This is a genomic window from Neobacillus drentensis (assembly GCF_036962765.1).
Lineage (GTDB): Bacteria > Bacillota > Bacilli > Bacillales > Cytobacillaceae > Neobacillus > Neobacillus drentensis_C.
In genome coordinates, this window is the sequence record NZ_JBALOS010000027.1 from 1 (window position 1) to 6,941 (window position 6,941).

Annotated in this window: 5 protein-coding genes; all 5 read left to right on the plus strand. The window is 38.2% G+C overall.

The window, feature by feature from the left end; translation table 11 throughout:
* The first annotated feature begins 522 nt into the window (after positions 1 to 522).
* Positions 523 to 2,463 carry a 1,4-alpha-glucan branching protein GlgB gene (glgB, locus tag V7137_RS04315; RefSeq protein ID WP_335696913.1) on the plus strand — a complete coding sequence of 647 codons (1,941 nt, stop codon included), beginning with the start codon at positions 523 to 525 and terminating at the stop codon, positions 2,461 to 2,463.
* Positions 2,414 to 3,559: a glucose-1-phosphate adenylyltransferase gene (locus tag V7137_RS04320; RefSeq protein WP_335696914.1), complete on the plus strand. Its 1,146-nt coding sequence runs from the start codon at positions 2,414 to 2,416 to the stop codon at positions 3,557 to 3,559. The genes glgB and V7137_RS04320 overlap by 50 nt, the downstream gene beginning before the upstream one ends.
* A gap of 123 nt (positions 3,560 to 3,682) precedes the next feature.
* On the plus strand, positions 3,683 to 4,714 hold the full coding sequence (locus V7137_RS04325; RefSeq protein ID WP_335696915.1) for a sugar phosphate nucleotidyltransferase: 1,032 nt from the start codon (positions 3,683 to 3,685) through the stop codon (positions 4,712 to 4,714).
* Positions 4,711 to 6,162 (plus strand): glycogen synthase GlgA, encoded by a 1,452-nt coding sequence (gene glgA / locus V7137_RS04330; protein WP_335696916.1) that lies wholly within the window; start codon positions 4,711 to 4,713, stop codon positions 6,160 to 6,162. Before V7137_RS04325 ends, glgA begins: the two co-directional genes overlap by 4 nt.
* The coding region (locus V7137_RS04335) for a glycogen/starch/alpha-glucan phosphorylase (RefSeq protein ID WP_335696917.1) at positions 6,152 to 6,941 on the plus strand (790 nt) is incomplete at its 3' end. The genes glgA and V7137_RS04335, both read left to right, overlap by 11 nt.

Genomic DNA, 6,941 nt, shown 5'->3' on the forward strand with positions numbered 1-6,941 from the left:
CCCGCGGAAAGCGAAGCGCCTGGAGCGGAAAACAACAGGCATCACTAACACAGCCTTTTTCTTAATAAAGATTGCAGCCGAGTATTACTAAAGCTTTTTTAGCACGGAAGATTAACCAAAAAATCCCCTTTGTATGTCCCCAACCACTTACCGAAAAACTGATGACATTTCACGAACAATAATTATATTAATATAATTATTTTTCCTGTATTATCCATCAACAAACATTGATAACGCTTTCATTTCCACAATTTTCCCTTCCTTTGAACTCCGCATTTATTGAAAATCAAATAACTTTTTTGGGCAAAATTATTAAAAAAACTGAAAATTTTTTATATATTTTTGGCGAATACTGATAGAATTACTGATGAATAGTGTCGTTAATTGTCGAATAATAGCCTTTTATGACATTACGTATCGCTTATTGTCAGAAAAGATAAAAAAGTTTTATGAGGATTATTGATAAATTGCACTTATAATTGGATTTTGAAATACATATTTTCATTGGGGATGAGGAGAGCCATGACAGTGAATACGTTTTTTCCGACTGATTATCAGTTACATTTATTTCACGAAGGAAATTTTTTTCAAAGTCATCAGCTTTTTGGCGCTCATATCTTAAAGAATTCCGATAAGGTTTATACACGATTTTGCGTTTGGGCCCCTAATGCACTGCAGGTAAGGCTCGCGGGGGATTTTAATAACTGGAATGGTGAAGGGTATGAACTGCAAAAAGTTAACGATGATGGAGTATGGATCCTGATTACTGATAAGGATTTAACAGGGAAGCTTTATAAATATGAAATTTTCTCACAATCAGGTGAGAGGCTGCTAAAATCTGATCCGTTTGCTTTTTATTCTGAAATAAGACCTAATACAGCCTCTGTAGTTTATTCGTTAAAGAATTATGAATGGCAAGACAATCAATGGATGAATCGACGCGGGAAAAAATCCTTGCTTTCAGAACCCGCAATTATTTATGAAATACACCTGGGATCATGGAAAAAGAAAGAAAATGGCGATTACTTAACCTATAAAGAATTGGCAGATGAGCTGATTCCATACATACTCGACCATGGATTTACACATGTTGAGCTATTACCGCTTGTTGAGCACCCACTGGACGCCTCGTGGGGCTATCAGGGAACTGGTTACTTTTCAGTGACATCTAGGTACGGGACGCCAGATGAATTTAGAGAGTTTGTAGATCAATTGCATCAACATGGTATAGGAGTCATTCTTGATTGGGTGCCAGGTCATTTTTGTAAGGACGCACATGGTCTTTACCGTTTTGATGGAACGCACATCTACTCTTATACTACAGAAAGTGATCGAGAAAATGCTGTATGGGGGACAGCAAACTTTGATCTTGGAAAAGGTGAGGTACAAAGTTTCCTCATCTCTAACGCCCTATTTTGGATTGATTATTTCCATATTGATGGTTTTCGAATGGACGCAGTGGCTAATATCATATACTGGCCCAACGCCTCAAACGAAAGGCGAGAAAATCCATTTGGAATTAACTTTTTGAAAAAGTTAAATAGTCAAGTTCATGAGTATGATCCACATTTTCTCATGATTGGGGAAGACTCAACCGAATTTCCTAATGTGACAACACCAGTTAGTTACGGTGGGCTCGGTTTTGATTATAAATGGAATATGGGCTGGATGAATGACATGCTGGAATATATGGAAACTCCACCGTATGGTAGGTCGCATGTTCATTCTAAAGTAACTTTTTCATTTTTATATGCTTTTTTAGAAAACTTTATGCTTCCGTTTTCACATGATGAAGTGGTCCATGGGAAAAAGTCATTACTGGATAAGATGCCAGGAGATTACTGGGAAAAGTTTGCGCAACTAAGGCTTTTGTTAGGTTATATGTTTGCCCATCCTGGCAAAAAACTTCTTTTTATGGGCTTTGAGTTAGGCCAGTTTTCTGAATGGAAGGATAAAGAGCAACTGGACTGGAACTTATTGGACTACGAAATGCATCAAAAATTAAATGACTTTGTTAAGTTCTTAACTAAGTTCTATAAGCGTTCTAAGGCACTCTATGAGCTCGATTATTTGCAGGACGGATTCCAATGGATAGATGCAAATAATAGTCAACAATCTATTTTCTCATTTATAAGAAAAGGGAAAAAGGAAGATGACACGTTAGTAGTTATTTGTAATTTTACAGGGGTTAGTTACCCTGACTATAAAATCGGTGTTCCTAAAAATGGTGAATACCGCGAAATTATCAATAGTGATCATGAAGAATACGGCGGGGCGGGGTTTGTAAATAAAAAAACAATTCTAGCAGCAGAAGAGCCATTCCATGGCCTGCCAAATTCAATCAATATATCTATTCCAGCATTTGGATTTCAAATCATTAGACCGGTTAAAAAGCGAAAGGAGCGAAAAGGAAATGGCAAAGAAAAAGTGCGTAGCCATGTTATTAGCAGGAGGAAAGGGTAGTAGGCTTAATTCGCTGACGAAGGATTTAGCGAAACCTGCCGTTCCTTTTGGGGGGAAATATCGTATTATTGATTTTCCGTTAAGTAATTGTGCAAATTCTAACATTGATACAGTTGGGGTATTAACACAATACCAACCATTATTACTAAATTCATATATTGGGATAGGCAGTGCTTGGGACCTTGATCGGAAGGATGGAGGGGTAACTGTTTTACCACCATATGCTGAATCGTCTGAAGTAAAGTGGTATACAGGAACGGCAAGTGCCATTTATCAAAACCTTAATTACCTCAAACAATACCAGCCTGAATATGTTCTTATTTTGTCAGGTGACCATATATACAAAATGAATTATGAAAGTATGCTAGAATACCATATTGAAAAAAGGGCAGATGTGACCATCTCCTTAATTGAAGTTCCATGGGTAGAAGCTAGCCGATTTGGAATTATGAATACAACTGAAGATATGCGAATTGTTGAGTTTGATGAAAAGCCAGCCAATCCAAAAAATAATCTTGCTTCGATGGGCATCTATATTTTTAGCTGGAATATACTTAAAGAATATTTAGAAATGGACGACCGAAATCCTGATTCTAGTCATGACTTTGGGAAAGATGTTATCCCATTGCTTTTAGAGGAGAATAAGAAGTTGTTTGCCTATCCATTTAAAGGATATTGGAAAGATGTTGGAACGGTTACAAGTCTTTGGGAAGCTAACATGGATTTGTTAAGTGAAGATTGTGATTTAGATTTATTTGATCAAGGATGGAGGATTTATTCCGTTAATCCAAACCAGCCGCCGCAATTTATTTCCTCGGATGCAATCGTAAAGGAATCACTGATTAATGAAGGGTGTACAGTTGAAGGGGAAGTTGACAAATCTGTCCTCTTCCAAGGGGTAACGGTCGGAAAAGGTTCGATTATTAAAGAGTCGGTTATTATGCCTGATTCCATTATTGGTGATAATTGTTTGATCGAGAGAGCGATTGTTCCTAGTGATGTAAAAGTGCCTGACGGGACGGTGATTCGCTCATTTGATGACGAGATTATTCTAGTTACGAATGAAATGCTAAGCGGGCTTTATCCTGCTTTTTAATAAAGGCTATTTTCGTAATGATTATTGTTTTTCGTATAAGCTCATCAACCCATATTCCAAAAACTTCGTGGCATCTTTTCGTAAGNNGAAAAGAGCCTTAATAAAATATAGGAGGGACTTTGATTGAAAAGAAAGCTTTTAGGTGTAATTGACGCCACAACATACCATGATGATTTAGAAGATTTATTAACACATCGCTCACTTGCTGCCCTGCCGTTTGCGGGGCGTTACCGCATCATTGATTTTGTATTATCGAATATGGTGAATTCAGGTATTCGCAGTGTGGCTATTTTCCCGAAAATGCAATATCGTTCGTTAATGGACCATTTGGGTTCCGGGAAGAATTGGGATTTAAACCGAAAGCGTGATGGCCTTTTCTTTTTCCCATCACCGATTGTCGATAACGACGGAAATAAAATCGGCTCATTTGAGCATTTTGCTGCAAATTTAGACTTTTTTTATCGAAGTACCCAAGAGTATGCAATCATCTCAAATTGTTATACAGTGTTCAACATGAACTTTAGACCAATCCTGGATTGGCATAGTCGCTCTGGTTGTGACATCACTGAAATCCATCACAAGGATGGAGGGTCAATGGAGATGTACTTGATCAAAACATCCCTCCTTATTAAGTTAATTGAAACGCGGAATGAAACGGGATATACCTGTATGAAGGATGTAGTTAATGACCTTCAGGACCTTTATTCTGTTTGCCACTATGACTATGACGGCTATGCCGTGATGATAGATACAATCGAGAACTATTTTTCTACTAGTATGAATTTATTAAAGTCTGATGTTTGGAAAGAACTATTTCCAAAAGATCAGCCAATCTTTACTAAAGTTAAGGATGAACCACCGACGAAGTATGCAAAGGGATCAGAGGTAAAAAATGCCATGATAGCCAATGGCTGTATCATTAACGGAACAGTAGAAAACAGTATCATTTCACGTGGGGTGAAAATTGGCAAAGGAGCAGTTATTAAGAACTGTGTCATTATGCAAAAGTGCCAGATTGAAGAAAATTGTTATCTAGACTCGGTAATTTTAGATAAAGATGTTAAAGTAGAGGCAGGAACGCAATTAACGGGCACAGCACGATCACCATTTGTGATTCGTAAAGGAACCAAACAAGGAGCGTTGATGAACTCGTGAAAGTATTATTTGCTGTTTCGGAATGTGGACCATTTGCAAAATCGGGAGGCCTTGCCGATGTTGCGGGGTCCCTTCCCAAAGAATTAAAAAGCTTGGGAACGGATGTTAGGGTTATTCTGCCCAAGTACGGAACCATTGCAGAAGAATTTAAAAGTGAAATGAAAAAGGTTAAAGACTTCACTGTTTCTGTAGGGTGGAGAAATCAATTTTGCGGGATAGAAGAACTCACATATCAAGGAGTGACCTTCTATTTTATCGATAATGAATACTATTTTAAACGGGAAAATTTATATGGATATTTTGATGATGGGGAAAGATTTGCCTATTTTAATCGAGCTGTTTTAGAGACTCTGGAACAGCTTGACTTTTTTCCAGATGTACTGCATTGCCATGATTGGCATACCGCGATGATTCCTTACCTTTTACGGACTGAGTATTATAAGCGAAAAGGGTACGGTCTCATGAGGACAGTGTTTACAATTCATAACCTACAATTCCAAGGGATTTTTCCGAAAGAGGTATTAGGAGATTTGTTAGGAATGGATTATAATTCTTTTCATTCCGGTCACTTAGAGTTTTTCGGAAATATTAATTATATGAAGGGCGCACTTGTTGCAGCTGACAAAATTACGACAGTGAGTCCGACCTATAAAGAAGAAATTCAAACCCAGACATATGGTGAAAAATTAGACGGTCTGTTAAGAGCAAGAAAAGAGGACCTTATTGGAATCTTAAATGGGATTGACGAGGATTTTTATAATCCAGCGAAAGATCCATTGATTTATCAAACCTATACGGTTAATACTCATCAGAAAAAGGCGGTAAATAAAAGTGAGATTCAAAAACACTTTGGATTACCACAATCCGAACGTACCCCTTTATTAGTGATGATTACTAGGCTGACAAGGCAAAAAGGTCTTGATTTAGTAAAGTGTGTGCTTCGTGAAATATTGCAGGAGGACCTGCAGGTAATTGTTCTCGGCACAGGAGATTATGAATACGAAGAACATTTACGACAGGCTGCACGGATATATCCTGAAAAATTAAAAGTGCATACTGGCTTTAATGAAAGCCTAGCCCATAAACTTTATGCTGCAGCGGACTTATTTTTAATGCCATCTCAATTCGAACCTTGCGGACTAGGTCAGCTGATTGCGATGAAATATGGGGCTATCCCGATTGTTAGGGAAACAGGCGGCTTAAATGATACAATTCATACTTGGAACGAATTCACTGGAAAAGGGAACGGCTTTTCCTTCTCACATTTTAATGCCCATGACATGCTCTATACGATTAAACGAGCACTAAGTATTTACCATGATTCAAATTCATGGAAATCCATTGTCAAACAAGCAATGGAGATGGATTATAGCTGGGCACAGTCAGCTTATAGCTATAATCAATTATATGCTGAGATCGTTGCAAGGAGTGAAACACATGTTTTCTAATACGGTCGTGTTTAAGGAAACCTTTCTAAAAAGGCTTGAGATGGTATGTGGAAAGAGTTTCTCAGAAAGCTCTGCCAGGGACCATTATCAGACCCTTGGCACGATGATAAGTGAATTTGTTAGTACTGATTGGATTAATACAAACGAGCAACATCTGGCTGCAAAGGGAAAGCAGGTATATTACCTCTCCATTGAATACTTATTGGGGAAGTTACTCAGACAAAATCTTATTAATCTTGGTGTGGAAGAAACCGTTCAAGCAGGCCTGAACGAATTAGGGGTAGATTTAGGTGAATTAGAGGAATTTGAGGCAGATGCGGGCTTAGGAAACGGCGGCTTAGGAAGACTAGCCGCCTGTTTTCTAGATTCGCTTTCATCGTTAAATCTCCCTGGCCATGGTCATGGTATTCGTTACAAACATGGATTATTTGAACAAAAGATTGTGGATGGCTATCAGGTCGAATTGCCTGAACAATGGTTAAAGAATGGGAATGTCTGGGAAATCCGTAAAACTGACAGCTCGATTAAAATTCCCTTTTGGGGTAAGGTAGAAGCGAAGATGGAAAATGGCCGTCTTGTTTTTCATCATCTGAATACTGAAACTGTTACGGCTGTGCCTCACGATATGCCGGTCACAGGCTATCAGTCAAAGACAATCAATACGTTAAGACTCTGGAATGCTGAGCCTTCTCAATTCCCCCTGAATGAGGATATCTTAAAATATAAACGGGAAACAGAAATGATCTCTGAGTTTTTATATCCTGATGATACCCATGATG

What these genes read in the sequence shown, in the direction of transcription:
- glgB (WP_335696913.1), top strand. Translation starts at nt 523, where the DNA reads ATGACAGTGAATACGTTTTTTCCGACTGATTATCAGTTACATTTATTT.
- V7137_RS04320 (WP_335696914.1), top strand. Translation starts at nt 2,414, where the DNA reads ATGGCAAAGAAAAAGTGCGTAGCCATGTTATTAGCAGGAGGAAAGGGT.